The sequence below is a fragment of the Rothia sp. ZJ1223 genome (assembly GCF_016900985.1).
Taxonomy (GTDB): Bacteria; Actinomycetota; Actinomycetes; order Actinomycetales; family Micrococcaceae; genus Rothia.
The window spans coordinates 266,929-286,914 of sequence record NZ_JAFEUT010000001.1 but is presented as its reverse complement, the minus strand read 5'-3'; the positions used below and the strand labels follow the sequence as shown (position 1 = coordinate 286,914).

Below are 19,986 nucleotides of genomic sequence, written 5' to 3'. Positions count from 1 at the left end.
ACAAACAGCAAACACTAACGAAAAGAGGCAGGCTATGAGTGAAAACCTAGCTGACACTTTCTTAGGCGAGGGATCCTCGCTGAAAAACGCTCCCGGGCCTTACTTTGGTGAGTACGGTGGGCGCTGGATGCCCGAATCACTCATGAAAGCCATCGACGAACTCGAAGACACCTTTAATAAGGCGAAAGAGGATCCCAGGTTTCTGGACGAGTTCCGCAAACTTTCGCGCGAGTATTCTAACCGCCCCTCACTGCTGACCGAAGTGCCCCGTTTTGCAAGCCATGCGGGCGTGCGTTTCTTCCTCAAACGTGAAGACCTCAACCACACCGGTAGCCACAAAATTAACAACGTGATTGGTCAGGCACTGCTGGCAAAGCGCATGGGTAAAACCCGCCTGATTGCTGAAACCGGTGCTGGTCAGCACGGTGTTGCTACCGCCACAGCAGCCGCCCTGTTCGGCATGGAATGCGTTGTCTACATGGGCGAAGAAGACACCGAACGTCAGGCACTCAACGTTGCACGTATGCAGCTGCTGGGCGCTAAAGTGATTGCTGTTCAGAATGGCTCACGCACCCTCAAAGACGCTATTAACGAAGCCCTGCGCGATTGGGTTGCCAATGTCGATAATACCCACTACCTGCTGGGTACTGCAGCCGGCGCGCATCCTTTCCCTGCTATGGTGCGCTATTTCCACGACGCCATCGGAACAGAGGCGCGTGAGCAGATTCTCGAAGCAACCGGACGCCTGCCCGATGGCATCGCGGCATGTGTGGGTGGTGGCTCCAACGCTATTGGTATGTTCCACGCTTTCTTGGACGACCACGACGTTAAAATCTACGGCTTTGAAGCGGGCGGCGACGGTATCGACACCGACCGCCACGCAGCAACCATCAGCCTCGGACGTCCTGGTGTACTGCACGGTGCTATGACCTACCTGATGCAGGATGAAGACGGGCAGACCATCGAGTCGCACTCGATTTCAGCGGGTTTGGACTACCCCGGCGTCGGCCCGGAACACTCTTTCCTCTCTGATATCAAGCGTGTCAGCTACCAGCCTGTCACCGATACTGAGGCGATGGACGCGCTACGTCTGCTCTGCCGCACCGAAGGCATTATTCCCGCCATTGAGTCAGCACACGCGCTTGCAGGCGCCCTGCGTGTGGCACGCGAGTGGGTTGCTGAAGACCCCGAGAACGCTGCTGAAAAAGTGATGGTGGTCTGCCTTTCGGGTCGCGGCGATAAAGACATGAGCACTGCACTTGAATGGTTTGGCTTGGGTAAAGCTATTCCCTCTTCAACTCTGCAAACTGGCAACACCGAGGCAGCGGCAGATGCTGCAACCGAAAGCGAGGGCAAATAATGAGCTTTCACGATTTCACCCCTGGTCTGGCAAAGTACTCAGCGGTCGAACGTAAATTTCCCGCGGCAAACCCCGATTCTCGTCTGGCAGCTAAATTAGCTGAGTGTAAGAATGAAGGACGCGCCGCCCTGATTGGCTACCTGCCGGTAGGTTTTCCCACCGTCGATGAATCCATTGCCGCTGCCATTGCCTTGGGCAATAACGGTTGTGACATCATCGAGTTGGGCGTTCCCTACTCAGACCCTGTCATGGATGGTCCCGTGATTCAGCAGGCAACCGCTGACGCCCTGGCTGCGGGCTTCCGACTGGACGATCTCTTCCGCGCTGTTGCTGAGATTACCGCCGCTACCGACGCTGTTGTTGTGGTGATGACCTACTGGAACCCGGTACTGCGCCGTGGCGTCGATCAGTTCGCAACTGAACTAGCAGCAGCCGGTGGTGCGGGCATCATTACCCCTGACCTTGTACCCGATGAGGCAAGTACCTGGCTTGAGGTGTCAGAGAAACACGGTCTTGACCGCATTTTCCTTGCTGCTATTTCATCAAGCACAGAGCGTCTGCACACCGTGGCGCAGGCTTCTAGCGGTTTCGTATACGCTGTGTCAGTCATGGGTGTGACCGGCGCTCGTTCGTCAGTTTCGACTGCCGCCCAGCAGCTGGTTGCTGATATTCGCGAGGCAGGTGCCGATAACGTCTGCGTTGGCTTGGGCGTATCAAAGCGCGAGCATGTAGAAGAGATTGGTGCTTACGCAGACGGTGTGATTGTGGGTACCGCTTTGGTCAAAGCGTTGGCTGAACAGGGTGTAGACGGCGTTGCTACGCTTACCCGAGAATTAGCAGGGCGTGCATGAACGAGGTAATCATCGCGTCTCTACCGTCCCCCGATGTTTCGCAGATTCGCCTGGGCCCGCTCACCATTCACTTTTATGCCCTGTGTATTCTCACGGGCATCATCGTGTGCTTGCTGCTGACCTCTCGCCGCTGGAAGTCCTGGGGCTTCAACCCCGATAACGTGTGGGATATCGCCATGTGGGCTATTCCTTTCGGTATCGTGGGGGCGCGCATGTATCACGTGCTAATCACTGACCCAACGACCTATTTCGGCGAGGGAGCTAACCCCCTAGATACCTTCAAAATCTGGGAGGGCGGCATCGGTATTATGGGTGCTATTTCGGTGGGTGCTTTGGGTGCCTACCTTGCCTGCCGCAAATACGGGGTTTCTTTCGCTCGATTTGCGGACGCGGTGGCACCAGGCATCCTGATTGCTCAGGGCATCGGGCGCTGGGGTAACTGGTTCAACCAGGAGCTCTTTGGCAAACCCACCTCGCTGCCGTGGGGGCTTGAGATCGACCCGAACGGTTACACTTTCCCTGATCAGTATGAACCCGGCACCCTGTTTCACCCGACCTTCCTCTACGAGTCAATCTGGAACATCGTTGGTGCCTTGGGTATCATGTGGCTGGCTTATAAGCTGTGCTGGAAGCTGGGGCAGACCTTCTGGGCGTATGTTGCCTACTATAGTTTTGGTCGCCTGATGATTGAGATCTTCTTGCGTATCGATGCCTCCCAGGAGCTCTTTGGTCTGCGTATTCACGTACTGACCTCAGGTGTGCTTTTGCTGTTGGGCGTTATTGGCTTTATCATCGCAGGTCAGCGTGGCCGGCACCGTGCTGACTCCGATGCGCTGACCTCCGATAGGGCGGCAACTGGCTCGGTCTCTGCTCGGTAAAATCTACCGCGCACCCACCGAGCTTGATAGAAAGGTGCCCGGCTCTTAGACCAAGAGTCGGGCACCTTTTTGCCGCCGGTGAGCTGAACCAGGATGCTGATAACAGCCGTTTTATTCCCTGGGCTGTTGGGAATCAAAGGGCTTACCGAAAAGGGGTAACATCATGTCTTGAGTGCGGCATTCATGTTCAAGATCCACCGTGAAATCTCTTTCAGGGTGGGCTTTATGAACTGATATTTGCAAATCTGCCACATAAGCTGAGAGACCAGGTCTTGACCGCACCTCCCTCGTACCCGGCGACCGCGTGAATGTTGCATGGTTCTTCGAGGGTTGGTATAGCTAAATACACCATCGTCGCTGGTACTCAACGGCATCCGCGTCGTCGGCTCGCTGGTAGGTACCCGCCAAGATCTTGCCGAAGCCTTTGATTTTGGTACTCGCGGTCTCGTGATTCCCGTGGTGCAATTGCGCGGCGTTAACGAGGCACCGGAGGTCTTCAAGGAAATGACTGCCGGTACCATTAATGGATGCATGGTCTTGGACTTCACCGCCGAAAACAAGAAATCGCCGGGCATAAAAAGTAGCTGAGTGAAAGAGTCATCAGCAACACATAGGGGAGCAGGACTACCTGATTTTCGCTAGCATTATTGGGGTAATGCGATGAAGACGGTGCAGGTAGTTCCGCTTATTATGGTCGGTGGTGTAGCCCTGATTTGACATGCGGGGTTGAGCTTGGTTTACTAGATGAGTCCCAAGCGGATGAAAACTGAATAGTGGGGATGTAGCTTAATGGTAAAGCCTCAGTCTTCCAAACTGATTACGCGGGTTCGATTCCCGTCATCCCCTCTGCTGGCAAGGTAAAACTTGTTGGTCACCTTGCGCGGGTGGCGGAATAGGCAGACGCGCTAGCTTGAGGTGCTAGTCCTCGTATTAGAGGGTGGGGGTTCAAGTCCCCCCTCGCGCACAAATCAAACCCCGGTTACTGAATCAGTGACCGGGGTTCCTTGTTTTTAAATCTTCCTTCCGCCGAGATCCTGATTTGTTGCTGAAATCCTGTTTTAAAACAGGAACTCGACGATTAATCAGGATCTCGGTGTGGGGGTTTGGGCAGGCGGGGTGGACGCGTGCCACCGGCTGGGGGTGAGAACCTTGAGGGCGCGTCCGCCCCTAAGTATGAAAAAATGAAAAAACACGGTACACTGGAAAACGCCTTGTGCAAATATGGCGGGGTGTGGCGTAGCTTGGCTAGCGCGCCTGCTTTGGGAGCAGGAGATCGCAGGTTCGAATCCTGTCACCCCGACGTGAGATGCAAATGAGACCCGCACAGTAGGTGCGGGTTTCTTTGTATCAGCACATTATTTCAGTGCAGCATCCAGCACCTATTGGGTGTTGCTTCCCAACAACTATCAGGAGATCCACGGACGTGAAGACTGCCGTCGAGAAGCTCAACCCGACCCTCGCAAAGATTGAGGTCGAGGTACCGTTCTCAGAGTTCAAGACCTACCTTGATCGCACCTACAAATCACTGGCTCAGCAGATCCAGGTTCCCGGCTTCCGTAAGGGTAAGACTCCTAAGAAGCTCATTGAGCAGCGCGCGGGTTTCGATTTCATCGTAGAAAACGCTCTCAATGAAGGCTTGAACGAGTACTACTCGCAGGCACTTGCTGAGAATGACCTGACCCCCCTGGCTCAGCCCGAGCTTGACATCATTTCAAAGCCTGAAGAGAACAACCGCGAAGCAGACGTGAAGCTCTCCATCGAGGTTACTGTTCGCCCCGAGATTGAACTGCCTGATTACTCAGGTCTCAAGGTTGAGGTTGCAGCGGCTGAGGTGAGCGAAGACGATAAGCAGCAGGCACTTGATAACCTGCGTGGTCGCTTTGGCACCCTCAAGGTTGTTGACCGCCCCGCGGCTAAGGACGATTTTGTAACCATCGACCTGACCGCTTCAATCGACGGTGAAGAAGTTGACTCAGCAAACGACCTGTCATACCAGGTGGGCGCTGGCACCATGCTTGAAGGTCTTGACGAGGCTCTGACCGGTCTGTCAGCTGACGAGGACGCAACTTTCGAGACCACCTTGGCTGGTGGCGAGCACTCCGGTGACTCCGCAACCGTCAAGGTCAAGGTTACTGCTGTGAAGGAACGCGAACTGCCCGAGGCAGACGATGATTTCGCTCAGATGGCATCAGAATTCGACACTATCGACGAACTCAAGGCTGATTTGGAGAAGCAGGCTGCTGACTCAAAGGTAGCTGAACAGGGCGCTGAGGCACGCGACAAGGTTCTGGACGCTTTGGTTGAAATGGTTGAAATCCCCGTTCCCGAAAAGGTTATTGAAGAGCAGATGAACCAGCACTTCAACAACTCCCAGGCTGATGCTGACCACGACACTGATGAGCACCGCGCAGAGGTTCGTGAGAACACCGAGCGTGCTTTCAAGAACGAAATCATCCTCGATGCGATTGCTGAGAAGGAAGAAATCGGTGTTGAGCAGGCAGAGCTGATTGACTACATCATCACCATGTCATCACAGTACGGTATGGATCCCAACCAGTTCGCACAGATGCTGGACGGTTCAGGTCAGGCTGGCATGCTGGTGGGCGAAGTACGTCGCTCAAAGGCGCTGGCAACCGTGCTTGAAAAGGCGGAGGTTAAGGATTCAGAGGGCAACACCATTGATCTTTCTTCATACCTGAGCCCCTCAAACAGTGAAGAGTCAGCTGAATAATTTCAGCTAAAGACAGCCGCTAGATTAATCTAAGTTCTTAGACTCGGAGCCCCTTCGCGCATGCGAAGGGGCTCTGAGTTTTTTGGATGTTTTCTGCGCTGGAGTGGCTCCCTGTGATGCTCGGGCTGAGGCGTTAGGGGGCGCGCGTGGAACTGTGCCGATGTTTTTCTGGTGTGGACGCGTCCGTGCGCTCGGTGGCTGCTGCCAGAAAATAGGGTAAAAAAATATAACTTAATTACCGAACACGCCGGTTTTTGACTTGTTAATAACACCGGTGAGCCTGTAGGCTGACTTAGGTAAGCCTAAACTGGCTCGTAGGTACTACACTAAACCTTATTCTTCAGGAGTTATTGGTGAAATCACGTCTCACTCTTTCTGTTGTTGCAGCAAGTCTCATGCTTGCTATGGCTGGCTGCTCAGGTGCTGCGGAAAACGCATCAGATACCGCGTCATCAGCTGCAGATAGCGTCTCAAGCGCAGCATCAGAAGCTACCTCAAAAACTGTCACTATCGAAGATAACTACGGCACCCACGAGGTCAGCACTTCACCTCAGGCAGTGGTTACAACCGATAACCGCAGCTTCGAAATCCTTGAGAGCTGGGGCATTAAGCTCGTTGCAGCGCCTAAGCCGCTGATTCCCGTTACCATCGAGGGCTACAAGAACGATGAGAACATCGTTGACATTGGAAACCACCGTGAGCCCAACCTAGAGGCTTTGGCAGCAGCTAACCCTGATCTGATTATTAACGGTCAGCGTTTCACCTCTTTCTACCAAGACATCAAGACTTTGAACCCTGACGCAACCATTCTTGAGTTCGAGCCCCGCGATGGTGAAAAGCTGGATGCTGAGTTGAAGCGTCATACCTTGGCGCTGGGCGAAATCTTTGGCAAGCAGGACGAAGCTCAGAAGCTTGTGGATAATTTCGATGCAGCGCTTAAGCGCGCTCAGGATGCCTACGATTCTGAAAAGACCGTCATGGGCGTGAACGTTTCGGGCGGCGAAATTGGTTATGTAGCGCCGGGTAAGGGGCGTTTCTTTGGTCCTATCTTTGATCTGGTGCGCCTGACCCCTGCCCTTGAAATTGAGAATGCATCAGATGACCACCAGGGCGATGATATTAGCGTTGAAGCTATTGCTGAAGCTAACCCTGACTGGTTGCTGGTGCTTGATCGTGACGCTGCTGTAAGTAAGGACGCTGCACCTGCTAAGACCGTGCTTGAAGAGAATGCTGCGTTGAAGAACGTTACCGCCCTCAAAGACAGCAAGGTCGTGTATGCGCCTAGTGATACTTACACCAACGAGAACATCATTACCTATACTGAGGTTTTGAACTCGATGGCTGATGCGTTTGAGAACGCTAAGTAATTCCCCTAACCCATAGAGCTTTACGTTAAGGAGCTACCCAGCGCTTGCGGGGTGGCTCCTTAACGGCGTTTGCATGAGCCTGAGGAGACCCATGAGTAAGACTGCGGTGCGAGATGACCGCACCAGTAGGAAACTGTTTGATGTTAAGTTGCTGCTGGGAACAGCGGCGGTGGTGGCGCTGCTTGGTGTCTCGATATTTACCGGTGAGTACAGCATCTTTAGTGCCGAGGACGGTGCACAGATGTTCGCGAATACTCGTATTCCGCGTACTGTGGCTCTTATTCTTTCGGGTGCTGCGATGGCGATGTCTGGGCTGGTCATGCAGTTGCTGACGCAGAACAAGTTTGTGGAGCCCTCCACAACGGGTACTACCGAGTGGGCGGGTTTGGGTCTGCTTGTGGTGCTTTTTTTCGCGCCTAACTCTAGTATTTTGGTGAAAATGGTGGGGGCTGTTGTTTTCTCTTTTGTGGGAGCAATGATTTTCTTTGCCTTTTTGCGTAAGGTCTCTTTGCGGTCGTCACTGATTGTGCCGATTGTGGGTATCATGCTGGGCGCGGTGGTGAGTTCGGTGTCTACTTTCTTTGCTTTGCAGACCAATCTTTTGCAGAACCTAGGCGTGTGGTTTGCCGGTAGTTTCACCTCGGTTATGGTGGGTCAGTATGAAGTGCTGTGGCTGGTGCTGGGCGTTGTAGTCGCTGTTTTCTTCTACGCTGACCGGCTGACGGTTGCAGGTCTGGGCGAAGAAATTGCAACAAACGTCGGATTGAACTACCAACGTCTGTTGCTGATCGGCACTGCCCTTATAGCTATCTCTACGGGCGTTGTCACTGTGGTCGTTGGTTCATTGCCTTTTTTGGGGTTGATTGTGCCCAACATCGTCAGCATGATTCGCGGGGATGATTTGCGTAGCAACTTACCCTGGGTATGCCTGACTGGTATCGCGGTTGTAACAGTCTGCGATTTGATTGCCCGCACTATTATTTCTCCGTTTGAAATGCCTGTTTCGGTGGTTCTCGGTATTGTGGGTGCCCTCGTCTTTATTGCAATGATTGTGAGGCAGCGCAAGAATGTCCGCTAATCTTTTTACCCCCGATGCGCAGCCCCTTGCCCAAAAACCGGCGTCCGTACGTGCTAACCGCGGTGCTGGTGCTTTCTCGACCCCTAAAGCGCGGCGCAATTACATCATAATCATGGTGGCACTGTTGATGCTGAGCGCCCTCGCCACCCTCGGATTGCTAGCCTATAAAAACCCGATGCCCTTTGGTAGTGAGCGTTTTTGGTTGATTGCTGAACGACGAGCTTCGGCGGTAACCGCTATGGGTGTGGTGGCGCTGAGTCAGGCGGTAGCAACGGTAGCTTTTCAGACCGTCACGAATAACCGCATTATCACCCCCTCGATTATGGGCTTTCAGTCCCTCTATACAGCGATTCATACCGCAACCATCTACTTCTTTGGTTCGGCGGGGTTGATTGCCGCTCGTAATACCGAGATGTTCGTTTTTCAGCTGGTGCTGATGGTTCTGCTGTCGCTGCTGTTGTATTCGTGGTTACTCACGGGCAAGAACGCGAATATGCACGCTATGTTGCTGGTGGGTATTGTCATCGGTGGCGGGTTGGGGTCTGTCTCAACTTTTATGCAGCGCATGCTCACCCCCAGCGAGTTCGATATTCTTACTGCCAGGTTGTTCGGTTCGGTTAATAATGCTGACCCCGAGTACTACCCGATTGCTCTGCCCCTAGTGCTTGCTTCAACACTGCTGATTTATCTGAACTCCCGCAATCTCAATGTGCTGGGGCTGGGTAAGGACGTCGCGCAGAATCTCGGGGTGAACCATCGTCGTCACTCGCTGTTCATGCTGGTATTGGTGTCTATTCTGATGGCTGTTTCTACTGCTTTGGTTGGGCCCATGACTTTCTTGGGGTTCTTAGTGGCTATTCTTGCTTATCAGTTTGCTGATACTTTTGACCACCGCTATGTGATTCCGATGGCGGCTTTGATCGCTTACATGGTGCTGACGGTTGCCTACTTTTTGATGCAGCACGTTTTCTACGCCCAGGGCGTGGTAAGCATCGTGATTGAGCTGGTGGGCGGCATTGTCTTTTTGATTGTTATTTTGAAGAAAGGACGCCTGTGATTACTCTTGCGGGCGTGGCTAAGCGCTACGGCACTGAAGTTTCTATTGGTCCTGTTGATGTGCAGATTCCTGCCGGTGGCATCACCGCCCTGGTGGGCCCTAACGGCGCGGGTAAATCAACCCTGCTGACTATGGTGGGGCGTCTGCTCGATATTGATGAGGGTGCCATTCAGGTGGCATCGTTTGATGTGGGCAGTACTAAGTCTGAAGATCTTGCAAAGGTTATTTCGATTTTGCGCCAGGAAAATCATTTTGTCACCAAGCTGACTGTGCGTCAGCTGGTGGGCTTTGGGCGTTTTCCTTACACCAAAGGCAGATTAACTGCTAAGGACGAGGAAATCATCTCTCGCTATATTGATTTTCTGAACCTGGGGGAGTTGGAGAATCGCTACCTTGACCAGCTCTCGGGTGGTCAGCGTCAGCGTGCTTACGTGGCGATGGTACTGACTCAGGAAACTGAGTACGTGCTGCTGGATGAGCCGCTGAATAATCTTGATATTGCCCATTCGGTGCAGATGATGCAGCACCTTAAAGAGGCTGCCTCTGCTTTCGGTCGCACTATTGTGGTGGTGCTGCACGATATTAATTTTGCTGCCCGCTACGCTGATCATATTTGCGCGGTTAAGGACGGCAAAGTGGTGGTGCTCGATACCGTTGAGAACGTTATGAAGGACGATCTTCTCACCGATATCTTTAACACCCCTATCACGGTGATTGAGGGCCCGGCCGGTCCGCTTGCTTGTTACCACTAGTGACTGACACGTGATTGAGGCGTGCAACGGAGCCTTCCTACGGCGAGGGAGCCTCTGGCTGGAGTTCGGTATCTGAGCCAACAGCGAACGTACCGGTTACAACCTGACGTGCTCCCACCAGATGGGCTAAGGTTTAGGCAATGAAGAATATAGAGCGGTGTGGGTAACCGGCAGGTTTACCGGTGCGCAGACTTAGCTTATTCACTTACACGAGAGGTACGGCAGTAATGACCAATTTCTTGCCCTTTATTCAGGCATCGAGCTCCTCACCAACACCCGTGATGGAAACTCCCATGGGCGGTCAGGACGACTATATCTACAACCGTCTGCTCAAAGAACGCATTATCTGGTTGGGTTCAGAAGTCCGCGACTCCAACGCTAATCGTATTTGCTCACAGATGCTCTTGCTCTCTGCAGAAGACCCCGAAGCTGATATTTACCTCTACATCAACTCACCCGGTGGCTCGGTCACTGCTGGCATGGCTATTTACGATACCATGCAGCTGATCCCCAACGACGTTGTCACCGTGGTCACCGGTATGGCAGCGTCCATGGGTCAGTTCCTGCTGACTGCAGGCGCTAAGGGTAAGCGTTACGCTACCCCGAACGCTCGCATTCTGATGCACCAGCCCTCCGGTGGTTTGGGTGGTACCGCAACTGATATTCGCATTCAGGCCGAACTGATTCTTGATATGAAGAAGCGTCTGAGTGAGATTACCGCTGAGCGCACCGGTCAGACTCTTGAGACCATTCTCAAAGATAATGACCGCGATAACTGGTTCACTGCTGAAGAGGGTCTTGAATACGGCTTCTTTGACCACATTGCAACCACCACTCAGGTCGCTCGCTAAGAGCCTGAAGAACACTAGAGAGAGATTTTTTGATGATCTACAACCCTTACTCTCAGGCACCTGCTGGTATGCCTACCGACCGCTACGTGTTGCCCAGTTTTGAAGAGCGCACCCCCTACGGTTACAAGCGTCAAGATCCCTATGCGAAGCTCTTTGAAGACCGTATTATTTTCTTGGGCACCCAGGTGGATGACGCTTCAGCTGATGACATCATGGCGCAGCTTTTGGTACTGGAATCGCAGGATCCTGATCGCGATATCACCCTGTACATCAACTCACCCGGTGGCTCTTTCACCGCGATGACTGCTATTTACGACACCATGCAGTACATTCGCCCTGAAATTCAGACTGTCTGCCTGGGGCAGGCTGCTTCTGCTGCTGCTACCTTGCTGGCTGCGGGCACCCCTGGCAAGCGTTTGGCTCTGCCGAATGCGCGCGTTTTGATTCACCAGCCCGCTTTGGGCGGTCAGCAGGGCGGTCAGGCATCTGATATTGAGATTCATGCTAACGAAGTTATGCGTATGCGTGAGTGGACTGCTCAGACCTTGGCTCTGCACTCCGGCAAGAACGCTGAAGATGTTGACCGCGATATTGAGCGTGACAAGATTATGACCGCTCACCAGGCACTGGAATACGGTCTGGTTGATCAGGTACTTGAATCACGCAAGGCTAAAAAGCCCGCTATCAACAAGGCTGATAACTACAGCTAGAGTTTGGTAAGACCCACGCAGTGGCGCCGGTTTTCTTCACCGAGTGAAGAGAACCGGCGCCATTGATATGCCTGAGTGCGAAGTCTCGGCAGCAAAACACCGTCACAAAGGGCAAGAACTCGCAATATTTGTGGAGCTTACCGCAAGGCTTTGGTGAAGCTGAACGAAAGCGGTACTGTGTAGAGGGTACGAGGCGGTATGAAAGGTTTGTAGATGGCACGTATAGGTGACAGCGCAGATTTACTGAAGTGTAGCTTCTGCGGCAAGAACCAAAAACAGGTACGAAAGCTCATTGCAGGGCCCAATATTTACATCTGTGATGAGTGCATCGAGCTGTGCAACGAGATTCTCGTTGAGGAGTTTGGTGAGCAGAAGCATCCAGAATTTACCCTTGAGACTCCACCGACTCCGCGTGAAATTTTCGACCACCTGCAGACCTACGTCATCGGTCAAGAAGCCGCCAAGCGGGCTCTTGCTGTAGCTGTTTACAACCATTACAAGCGCGTTAAAGCCTCATCTAACCCTGTTATGGACGCTGCCTTACTGCGAGCTACCGACGGTGAAGACGTAGAACTTGCCAAATCAAACATTCTGCTCGTGGGGCCCACCGGCTCAGGGAAAACCTATCTGGCGCAAACCCTCGCGAAAAAACTTAATGTGCCCTTCGCGGTTGCCGATGCCACCTCGCTAACCGAAGCTGGATACGTGGGTGAGGATGTCGAGAACATTCTGCTCAAACTCATTCAGGCAGCGGACGGCGATGTGAAACGTGCTGAAAACGGCATTATCTATATTGACGAGATTGATAAGATTTCCCGTAAAGCTGAGAACCCCTCGATTACTCGCGACGTTTCGGGCGAGGGCGTCCAGCAGGCACTGCTCAAAATTCTTGAAGGTACCCAGGCAGCAGTACCTCCCCAGGGCGGCCGCAAACAGCCTCAAACTGAGTTCCTTCACATCGATACCTCTAAGATCCTCTTCATCGCCGCTGGCGCTTTTGCAGGAATCGAAGAAATTATTGGTGCGCGCGTCGGACGCAAAGGAATAGGCTTCGGTGCCTCCATCGAACAGGCATCAGAGCAGTCAGACATCCTTAGCCAGATGCTACCTGAAGACCTCCTTAAATTTGGTCTCATTCCTGAATTTATTGGTCGTCTGCCGGTGCTCACCTCCCTTGAGAAACTGGGGCAGGCAGATCTTGAGCGCGTCCTGACCGAACCCAAGAATGCCCTGGTGAAGCAGTACAAGCGTATGTTTGCTCTCGATGATGTGCAGCTGATTATTGAAGACAGCGCCATCAGTGAAATAGCCAAACTCGCGATGACCCGTGATACCGGCGCTCGCGGGCTGCGCGCTATTCTTGAAGACGTTTTGCAGCCCGTCATGTTCGAGGTGCCCAGCCGTGATGATGTTATTGCTGTGGTTATTGACGGCGAGGTCGTTACCGGAGCTAAAGAAGCAACGCTCATCACCGAGCGCCAAAAACTCAAAAGTGCTTAGGGTCGCCGGAATAAAAGCAGAGTGGTTACCGTTACACCCGATAGCTTTGAAATTGGCAGGTGAGACTCGATGAGAGCGTGGCGCGCCGGTTTGAACGCGAAATGTTTATAACAGGCGTAAGGAGTACAATGTCCGAGAAAAATACCGTTGATTTTTGGTTTGACCCGACTTGCCCCTGGTGCTGGATTACCTCGCGCTGGATTGTCGACGTTGAGAAAATCCGCGACATTGAGGTGAACTGGCACCCTTTCTCGCTCTCAACTTTGAACAAAGGTCGCGATCTGCCTGAAGACTACCGCGCGGCTATGGACCGCTCGTGGGCACCTGCCCGCGTTGCCGTAGCGGTAGCGCAGAAGTTCCCCGGCACGGTGGGGGAGTTTTACACTGCTCTTGGCACCGAGATTCACCACAACGAGAATAAGACTAACGACTACAAGGATGCGCTGGTAGCGGCACTTGAGACCGTTGAGTTACCTGCCGAGCTGGTAGATGCAGGCTTTAGCGATGAATACGATCAGGCTCTAGTCGATTCAAATGCCGCTGCTCTTGACCTGGTCGGTGACGATGTGGGTGTTCCCATTATCGCGCTGAACGGTAGCTCCTTCTTCGGCCCAGTCATATCACCGGCACCGCAGGGCGAAGAAGCTGGCAAGATTTTCGACGCAGCTGTGGCTCTTGCCTCATACCCCGGTTTCTTCGAACTAAAGCGCTCCCGCACCGTCGAACCGATCTTCAACAAGAACTAAAACTGATGAAGTAGCTCCCATAATTTTCAAGGCTGCTGTTGCGCTGTTATTCGGTGTAGCAACAGTTTTATTTGTCGCCTGCCAAGCAATAACCGCCGCTCATACTACGGTTCTTCCAAAAGCTCAGGTGCGGCCATCTCAAGTGCTTGGATTACCAGATCGCGGTAGGAGACCGTGTTAATTTTTCGGTTGGCAGGGGAGTAGCTATCGAGTTTTATAACAGTGTACTCACGTGCGGTTAGACGTTTGTTGCCGGTGAGAAAAAGTTGGGCATAGGCGTAGGTTTGCGCTCCGAAGCAGAGAATGGGCGGAGTGCGGTTACTCTCATTCGTAAGCGCTCCGATTTGTTGCACTAGCCACTCCCATGCCGCAAAGTTCTCGGTGATTTCAGCAGTGTTGCGCGGATCTTTCAACCAGCCTGAGAGCAATAGCGATTTGTCGCGGTGAATCAGTGGCAACAAGTCGGTCATGAATGAGCCCCAGAGCGGGGTACCACGCAGTGCCTCGGCGACTCGATCGTCGCGGGAGCGTCCGGGGGCGTGAAAAGGTAGCCAGTCGTCGACTCCAGCTACTCGCCTGAGCCCCGATTCCCCGGGAGCCAGCCCCACAAAAATAGCGCGAGTGTGCAGCTGCTGCACCAGCTCACGCGGGAATTCAGCGTCGGGTTGGTGTACGGGGAATTCAAGGGCGGACGCGCGGTCAAAGTCGGGTGGAAGGTACCAGTTGCCGCTCACGTCCTGCTCTGCCCACACTGCCCAACTGCAGTAGAGAGAAGGCACAAGACCACCAAAATCCGGGGTAGGGCGGGTGAGCTGAAGCAGATTGTGCGAGGTTATCGAAAGCATAGTTTTACTTTACTCCCGCACCGAAGATGTAGCTTGACGCAGACACCTCGGAACACCCCTCAGCTACTAGCAGCAAAGCCCCACCACAACCCAGCGCAGAGATGCAACGGGCAAAAAATATCGAAATATGAGAAAGGAAACACTGATTTTACGCGGGCGTAACTTAGGTTAGGCACTATAGAAACACCTCGAGTTATACCTAACTCACTGTGTGGGCACACGTTTTTAGCATCACACACACTAAAAACCTTGTGTCTTTGTCTCAGCCCTACAGATGAAACTACCCCCTTTACCTGTGCAAGGCGATAGCAGATTTTCACCCGCACGCTGCAATGGCGCGGCTCCACTCTAGCTGGGAAGCTAAGTACTCGTCTGCACCCTCCCGTATCTGCCCTCAGCACAAGATGCTGGGGCACGCATCGCAAGATATTCTCGCAAGAGACACTGTGCAATTGATCTGGGCACACGCCTGTTTTGTAGAGAGAAACGAGCTTTACGCCTGACTGATAACCAGATGGTAGGCGCAACAGCCCCCCACTGTTTAAAATCTTCGCGGTGATTCTTGAAGCCACCGGTTTGTATAATCCTGATTTTGAGAAGGACGCCTGCGGTCTCGCCATGATTGCTACCCTTCGCGGTACGGCAGGTCACGATATTGTGGATCACGCTCTGGTTGCCCTGCGCCGTCTGGAGCACCGTGGTGCGGTGGGCGCTGATGAAGGTACCGGTGATGGTGCCGGTATTCTGTTGCAGATTCCTGACGAGTTCTTCCGCGCTGTGGTTGATTGGTGCTCTGCGCCTTAGGAAGCAGATGCATCTTGAGCTTCAACGATTGTTTGAACCAGAGGATTAAGGCTCTCTGGATCCGAGTAGTCGGCTTTGCCCTGACTGAAACTCTCAAGCATTTGCTGGTTGCCGAGGTTCTTTTTCAGTTTGGTGCTCAGCGCTACACGTACACCCTGCAGAACTGTCTTGTGAGTGGTTGAGAGGCGGGTATGGTCTAAGCCGCCGCGCAAATGGAAGGTAGGTGCAGTCGCTACTAGAGCCGGGGTGAAGCTCTTGACAACCTTCTCATCGAGTTTTTCTCGGGTTGATCCCACAAGCCCGTTGAAGGAGACGGTGAAGAAAAAGAGTTTTTTGTTTTCTAGCTGCGGCAGGAACTTACGCAGGGTAGACGCACCGTTGAGGAACCCACCGTAGTCTGAGGTGCCAACTACTACGATGCTCGTGTCGGTGAGAGCATCTTCATCGACATCACTGATAGCGAGGGTCGTTGTATGGGCGAAACCTGCGTTTGCAAGTTTCTCTTGCAGCCAACGAGCATAGTTTTCGGTGTGACCGTAGGTTGAACCGTAGAGAATGAGAACTGGAGCTGAAAAAGACACAGGAGCTACCTTCTTTATATGGTATTAACAATACTTATTTTAGTGCTGGGAGCAGTTCATGGACGGTGCTAGGCGGGGCGTGTTGTGAATTGGTGTGGTAAATAGTGGGTTTGGTTGTCTTTTGTCGAGTTTTTGCCGAAAAATCCTTCCTCTCCTAGCTTTGTTGCCCACAAATCCCATATACTGGAAAGTAACAATGTTGGGTCATTCATGGCTGTATGCGAACTTGCTGGGTTTTATTACTCGGTAAACAATCGATGAACTCTGCTTATAGAACTCAATGACTCAGTTGTATAACACCGTTAACTTACTAAGGTTGAATACATGAGACGTGCAAAAATTGTTGTAACCATTGGTCCGGCTATCTCTGCTCCCGATAAAATTGCAGAAGCTATTGAAGCGGGCATGAACGTTTCCCGCCTCAACATGAGCCACGGTGACCACACCGTCCATGAGACTTCTTACAAGACCATCCGCGAGCAGAGCGAAAAGCTCGGCAAAGACGTAGCGATTCTCGCAGACTTGCAGGGCCCCAAGATTCGTCTTGCAACGTTCGAAAACGGCGCTGAAATCCTCGAACCCGGCGATACCTTTAAAATCACCATCGACGATGTTCCTGGCACCAAAGAAATCGTAGGCACCACCTTCAAGGGTCTGCCCGGTGACGTAAACCCCGGCGATATTCTGCTGGTCGATGACGGTAAGATTCGCCTCGAAGCTGTAGAGGTTGACGAGCGCACCGTTACCACCCGCGTCGTTGTTGGTGGTCCTGTATCTAACAATAAGGGCCTGAATCTGCCCGGTGTTGCAGTATCGATTCCCGCTCTGTCAGAAAAGGACGAGGACGACCTCCGTTTCGCTCTGCGCCTGGGCGTAGACATCATCGCACTTTCCTTCGTGCGTTCGGGTGAAGATATCATTCGTGTTCACGAAATCATGGACGAAGAAGGTCGCCGTATTCCGGTCATTGCTAAGGTTGAAAAGCCCCAAGCTGTAGATAATCTGCAGGACATCGTCGATAAGTTTGACGGCATCATGGTTGCCCGTGGCGACCTCGGTGTGGAATTCCCGCTTGAAGAGGTTCCCCTGGTGCAGAAGCGCGCGATTGAACTCGCACGCCGCTGGGCGAAGCCCGTTATTGTGGCAACTCAGGTTCTTGAAACCATGATTCAGAGCCCGACCCCCACCCGCGCTGAAGCCTCAGACTGCGCGAACGCTATTCTTGATGGTGCTGACGCTGTGATGCTCTCCGGCGAAACCTCAGTGGGTAAGTACCCCATTATCACCATTCAGACCATGGCACGTATCATCTCGTCCACCGAAAAGGGTGGCATGTTGCGTGTTCCCCAGTTGGGCACATCACCTAAGACCCGTGGCGGTGCTATTACCCGCGCGGCTGTGAACATTGCTGACCAGCTTGAGGTTAGTCAGATTGTTGCGTTCACCGAATCAGGTGATACCGCTCGTCGCTTGGCTCGTCTGCGTCCTGCACGCCCCGTTATTGCCTTCTCGCCCAACCGCGACGTGCGCGCTTTCATGAGCCTGCTCTGGGGTGTTCAGGCTTCCGACGCACCGCGCGCGAAGAACACCGACGAAATCACCTCATTCGTTGATCGTCACCTGCTCGAAACTGGTCAGGCAAAGGTAAACGACTTCGTAGTTATCACTGCCGGTTCACCTCCCGGATCAGCTGGTTCAACCAACCTCGTGAAGGTTCACCGTGTGGGTGACCTCGATGATGCTGGTGCGGTTCTTCCGCAGGGGCGCTCAACTGTTGGTCCTTTCCACGACTAAAACTCAACAGCTACTAGAGCCGTAAGAGCATAAAATGGCTGGTCACTCACCCCGTCACGGGGTTTGGTGACCAGCCAATTTTTGTTTTCGGGAAAACTTGTGTAAAGTAGTGGATGCACGTTGTGTAAAGCCCAAGTGGCGGAATTGGCAGACGCGCTGCACTCAAAATGCAGTATGGAAACATGTGTGGGTTCGAGTCCCACCTTGGGCACAATAAAACGCCTAGTCAGACGGCATATGAACCCTCTCTTGTTGACAAGAGAGGGTTTTTTGTTGACACGAGTGCATAATTTAAGAATGGCAAGCAATAGAAAACGTGTTCGAAAAGACGGAAATACCACCTGGGCAGTCACCTGGTGAGACTCAGGTACAGGCAAGCAAACACGGCGCACATTCTTAATCACTGCTACATCGTGGTAGCGGGCGTGAAGTCGATCTATGAAGAACGGTCACCGTTTGATATTAGGGTCTACTGTATCGATGGTCGGTAATTGGGTTGCTCTCACTGCGATTCTTATAAACTTTCAACTACGCGTCGGCCCGTCTCTCGTGACGCTATATTTATTCTTTTTAACCTTGATGCCAGCTCTTTTTTACTCGCCCAGTGCCGGCGCATGTCAAAGACTATATCCTGTTGGAAATATATGGTTCGTTGCCATGGTGTCTCAATTAGCCCTCGTGCTGCTGATGGCAATAGCCGCAGACCACATGTCAGCATTAGTTTTTCTCGTATCAGTTGCCGCTGTGATACAGAATAATTGTGACCTCCGCCCAGATGTCTTTAGTCGCTAAGAAAATACCAGAGGGTGAACAAGACGGGGTCGTGACTGCCCTTTCAAGTGGATCAAGTTTATCTCTTGTTCTTGTGCCAGCAACTGGAGGCTTGCTTGTAGGTTGGCTGGGGCTTCATGCCGTACTCGTCGTTTGGACAATGTGCTGTGTTACTGCAACGCTCATTGTTCCGTGGCGATACACAGCACCTGAGATTATCAAATGTGCTCTTGCAAGACGAGGGGCGCTGCGTCCTGCTGACGGTGGTACACCCCACCGCTTTCATAATAAGCAATACGCCTATATTTGGTACGTGGCATGTAAGAATAGATATAGTTTGTTTAATTCGTAATTCTTACAGGAGAGAGTGATGTCAGAGAAGACTACTCCAGAAGCCCTGGAAGCGGAACCGCGCACTGTTGTTGTGGCAGAGGATGAGGCTCTGATTCGCCTCGATATTGTTGAAATCCTTGAAAGCCAGGGGTTTCAGGTTGTCGCGCAAGCTGATAACGGTGAGACTGCTGTTGAGCTGGCGCGTGAGCACCGCCCCGATCTGGTGCTCATGGACGTCAAAATGCCTATTATGGACGGCATCTCAGCAGCTGAGGCTATCTCCAAAGAGCAGATCGCCCCTGTGGTGTTGCTGACAGCTTTCAGTCAGAAAGAACTCGTTGACCGTGCCACCGAAGCCGGTGCTATGGCTTACGTTGTCAAGCCCTTCACTCCGAATGATTTGATTCCCGCTATTGAGGTAGCCATTAGCCGCTACGAGCAGATTTTTGCCTTGCAAAAAGAGGTTAGCTCTATTAAGGAGCAGTTTGAAACCCGCAAGGTCGTTGATCGCGCTAAGTCGCTGCTTATCACCAAGATGGGGCTCACTGAACCTGAGGCTTTCCGCTGGATTCAAAAGACCTCTATGGATCGTCGTCTCTCAATGCGTGAAGTTGCTGAGACCATCGTTAACCAGGTTTCATAAGACCAGCCACGGTATATAAGTAATGCTCCCTCACATGTAGTGGGGAGCATTATTGTGTCTGCTTTGCTTTGCTTGGCAGACTCTAGTGTCTAAAGACCCTATGAGACTAGCCCCTTGCAGGGCGGACGCATCCGTCCGCTAATCGCCGGACGCGCCGGGGGAGGTGCCCCAGAGCGTTATCGCTGCGCCCAAAGCTGTGACCGGCCACCACAGCCCGCCGCGTTGCACAGCGATCACCACACACAGAATAGTGAGAACCAGGGCGATGCGTCCTAAAAGTTGTTTGTTCATGATCTAATGCCCTTCTGCGTTTTTTATCTCAACTAATTCTAGG

At 52.7% G+C, this 19,986-nt stretch carries 17 protein-coding genes, 4 tRNA genes and 1 pseudogene; 19 read left to right on the top strand and 3 right to left on the bottom strand.

Annotation, left to right across the window (positions count from 1 at the left end; translation table 11 throughout):
* The first annotated feature begins 34 nt into the window (after nucleotides 1-34).
* The 15 genes from trpB (at nucleotide 35) to JTP09_RS01225 (ending at nucleotide 13,881) form a co-directional block, all read left to right on the top strand.
* The gene (gene trpB / locus JTP09_RS09945) at nucleotides 35-1,360 is read left to right on the top strand and encodes a tryptophan synthase subunit beta (RefSeq protein ID WP_239478543.1); all 1,326 of its coding nucleotides are present in this window, start codon (nucleotides 35-37) and stop codon (nucleotides 1,358-1,360) included.
* Nucleotides 1,360-2,211 carry a tryptophan synthase subunit alpha gene (gene trpA, locus JTP09_RS01290; RefSeq protein WP_204876173.1) on the top strand — a complete coding sequence of 284 codons (852 nt, stop codon included), beginning with the start codon at nucleotides 1,360-1,362 and terminating at the stop codon, nucleotides 2,209-2,211. Before trpB ends, trpA begins: the two co-directional genes overlap by 1 nt.
* Nucleotides 2,208-3,089, top strand: coding sequence for a prolipoprotein diacylglyceryl transferase (lgt, locus tag JTP09_RS01285; protein WP_204876171.1), 882 nt, complete (start codon nucleotides 2,208-2,210; stop codon nucleotides 3,087-3,089). Before trpA ends, lgt begins: the two co-directional genes overlap by 4 nt.
* A 775-nt stretch (nucleotides 3,090-3,864) precedes the next feature.
* Nucleotides 3,865-3,935, top strand: a tRNA-Gly gene (locus JTP09_RS01280).
* Nucleotides 3,936-3,967: 32 nt separating this feature from the next.
* Nucleotides 3,968-4,053: transfer RNA gene (locus tag JTP09_RS01275), tRNA-Leu, on the top strand.
* A 261-nt stretch (nucleotides 4,054-4,314) separates the two neighbouring features.
* A tRNA-Pro gene (locus JTP09_RS01270) sits at nucleotides 4,315-4,389 on the top strand.
* Nucleotides 4,390-4,512: 123 nt separating this feature from the next.
* Nucleotides 4,513-5,820 carry a trigger factor gene (gene tig / locus JTP09_RS01265; protein ID WP_204876169.1) on the top strand — a complete coding sequence of 436 codons (1,308 nt, stop codon included), beginning with the start codon at nucleotides 4,513-4,515 and terminating at the stop codon, nucleotides 5,818-5,820.
* A 353-nt stretch (nucleotides 5,821-6,173) separates the two neighbouring features.
* Entirely contained in the window at nucleotides 6,174-7,187 is a 1,014-nt protein-coding gene (locus JTP09_RS01260) for a siderophore ABC transporter substrate-binding protein (protein WP_240333886.1), read from the top strand.
* Nucleotides 7,188-7,278: 91 nt separating this feature from the next.
* Nucleotides 7,279-8,265, top strand: coding sequence for an ABC transporter permease (locus tag JTP09_RS01255; protein WP_204876167.1), 987 nt, complete (start codon nucleotides 7,279-7,281; stop codon nucleotides 8,263-8,265).
* Nucleotides 8,255-9,322, top strand: coding sequence for an iron chelate uptake ABC transporter family permease subunit (locus JTP09_RS01250; protein ID WP_204876159.1), 1,068 nt, complete (start codon nucleotides 8,255-8,257; stop codon nucleotides 9,320-9,322). Before JTP09_RS01255 ends, JTP09_RS01250 begins: the two co-directional genes overlap by 11 nt.
* Entirely contained in the window at nucleotides 9,319-10,074 is a 756-nt protein-coding gene (locus JTP09_RS01245; RefSeq protein WP_204876158.1) for an ATP-binding cassette domain-containing protein, read from the top strand. The genes JTP09_RS01250 and JTP09_RS01245 overlap by 4 nt, the downstream gene beginning before the upstream one ends.
* Nucleotides 10,075-10,301: 227 nt before the next feature.
* Entirely contained in the window at nucleotides 10,302-10,925 is a 624-nt protein-coding gene (locus tag JTP09_RS01240) for an ATP-dependent Clp protease proteolytic subunit (protein WP_204876156.1), read from the top strand.
* A gap of 32 nt (nucleotides 10,926-10,957) precedes the next feature.
* The gene (locus JTP09_RS01235; RefSeq protein ID WP_239478542.1) at nucleotides 10,958-11,635 is read left to right on the top strand and encodes an ATP-dependent Clp protease proteolytic subunit; all 678 of its coding nucleotides are present in this window, start codon (nucleotides 10,958-10,960) and stop codon (nucleotides 11,633-11,635) included.
* Nucleotides 11,636-11,848: 213 nt separating this feature from the next.
* Nucleotides 11,849-13,135 carry an ATP-dependent Clp protease ATP-binding subunit ClpX gene (gene clpX / locus JTP09_RS01230; RefSeq protein WP_204876155.1) on the top strand — a complete coding sequence of 429 codons (1,287 nt, stop codon included), beginning with the start codon at nucleotides 11,849-11,851 and terminating at the stop codon, nucleotides 13,133-13,135.
* 128 nt (nucleotides 13,136-13,263) lie between these two features.
* Nucleotides 13,264-13,881, top strand: coding sequence for a DsbA family protein (locus JTP09_RS01225; protein ID WP_204876154.1), 618 nt, complete (start codon nucleotides 13,264-13,266; stop codon nucleotides 13,879-13,881).
* A 104-nt stretch (nucleotides 13,882-13,985) separates the two neighbouring features.
* Here the strand turns inward: JTP09_RS01225 and JTP09_RS01220 are convergent, their stop codons facing one another.
* A complete protein-coding gene (locus tag JTP09_RS01220; RefSeq protein ID WP_204876150.1) occupies nucleotides 13,986-14,726 on the bottom strand; it encodes a hypothetical protein in 741 nt (246 codons plus the stop codon).
* Between the two features lie 537 nt (nucleotides 14,727-15,263).
* On the opposite strand from JTP09_RS01220, the pseudogene JTP09_RS01215 reads away from it, so the two are divergent.
* Nucleotides 15,264-15,515 (top strand): annotated as a pseudogene (locus tag JTP09_RS01215) (hypothetical protein); the annotation flags it as partial.
* Between the two features lie 11 nt (nucleotides 15,516-15,526).
* On the opposite strand, the gene JTP09_RS01210 reads toward JTP09_RS01215, so the two are convergent.
* Entirely contained in the window at nucleotides 15,527-16,111 is a 585-nt protein-coding gene (locus tag JTP09_RS01210) for a flavodoxin domain-containing protein (protein WP_204876147.1), read from the bottom strand.
* Nucleotides 16,112-16,435: 324 nt separating this feature from the next.
* Between JTP09_RS01210 and pyk the strand changes: the two genes are divergently transcribed.
* The 3 genes from pyk (at nucleotide 16,436) to JTP09_RS01195 (ending at nucleotide 19,652) form a co-directional block, all read left to right on the top strand.
* Entirely contained in the window at nucleotides 16,436-17,905 is a 1,470-nt protein-coding gene (gene pyk, locus JTP09_RS01205; protein WP_204876146.1) for a pyruvate kinase, read from the top strand.
* 129 nt (nucleotides 17,906-18,034) lie between these two features.
* Nucleotides 18,035-18,116: transfer RNA gene (locus tag JTP09_RS01200), tRNA-Leu, on the top strand.
* A gap of 930 nt (nucleotides 18,117-19,046) precedes the next feature.
* Nucleotides 19,047-19,652, top strand: coding sequence for an ANTAR domain-containing response regulator (locus JTP09_RS01195; protein ID WP_204876142.1), 606 nt, complete (start codon nucleotides 19,047-19,049; stop codon nucleotides 19,650-19,652).
* A gap of 138 nt (nucleotides 19,653-19,790) precedes the next feature.
* Here JTP09_RS01195 and JTP09_RS01190 read toward each other — a convergent pair whose 3' ends face one another.
* A complete protein-coding gene (locus tag JTP09_RS01190) occupies nucleotides 19,791-19,943 on the bottom strand; it encodes a hypothetical protein (protein WP_204876141.1) in 153 nt (50 codons plus the stop codon).
* Nucleotides 19,944-19,986 lie beyond the last annotated feature (43 nt).